1 protein-coding gene is annotated in these 1,009 nt (G+C 68.3%); it reads left to right on the plus strand.

Annotated elements, in window-relative coordinates; genetic code table 11:
- Positions 1 to 39: 39 nt before the first annotated feature.
- The coding region (locus tag AB1824_13620; protein ID MEW5765997.1) for an RHS repeat-associated core domain-containing protein at positions 40 to 1,009 on the plus strand (970 nt) is incomplete at its 3' end.

Below are 1,009 nucleotides of genomic sequence, written 5' to 3' on the forward strand. Positions count from 1 at the left end.
GCGTGGACGGGGGATAAAGTCTCCGGAGAGGGGAGCCTCATGGAGACGGATGCGCGGGTGGCGGCGCCTCCGGCGGGAGGCCTCGGGGAACCGGAAGAACCCGCCAAGGCTATGGGCCGAAGAAGGTCCTGTCCTTCTTCCCCATCCCGCGGGCCGAACGCGCGGGAAGCGGAGGCCTGGGTCGCGTCGGCGAGCGAGGCCGCCGTCTCAACGGGGGCTCACGCCCGCTCCTCGACCGATCCGGCCTCCCACAGGTCCGTCTCGTTCGATCCCCGGTTCGGTGAGGTGCCCGCCGACTTCTCCGGGGCTTCTCGTCCCTCCTCCCCCCGCAGTCTCCTGGCGGGCCAGCGGGCGCTGTTCTACGCGTGGGACCACCTGGGGACGGTGCGGATCGTGACGGAGGCGTCGTGCCAGGTGGTGGACCGGAAGGACTACGAGCCGTACGGGGTGGAGATCCGCCCCGCCACGAACTCCGCCGGCAACACGCACCAGTACACGGGCCACGAGCGGGACGCGGCGAGCGGCCTGGACTACATGCATTACCGCTACCACGCCGCGAACCTGGGGCGGTTCATGAAGCCCGACAACGTGCCCGGCGACCTCACGACTCCCCAGTCCTGGAATCTCTACGCCTACGTCATGGGAAACCCGGTCAAATTCAACGACCCCACGGGGCACATGGTGGGGCAGGCGTGGAGGAGCTACACGTGGGCGGGCGGGGACATCGCCGGCACCATGCTCAATCACCAGCAGGCCAACGGCCTCGGCGGGGGGCTCAACCTCGGCGGTCACCCGTTCGATGACAATCCCAAGGGCGTGATCGATTGGGCGATCATCGATGATGTACGGAGGGTACCCGGGAGCGTTGTGCCGCATATCGAGTTGGCGCCGCCGACGTGGACCGTCACGGCTGGCAAGTCGTCATTAGGCGACGACTGGCAACGGGGCACGTTTGACGCGGATATCGGCTCCTATCTCCAGCGGGAAGCCATCCGCCTGCGGGGCGAGC

The organism is Acidobacteriota bacterium (assembly GCA_040752915.1).
Lineage (GTDB): Bacteria > Acidobacteriota > UBA4820 > UBA4820 > DSQY01 > JBFLVU01.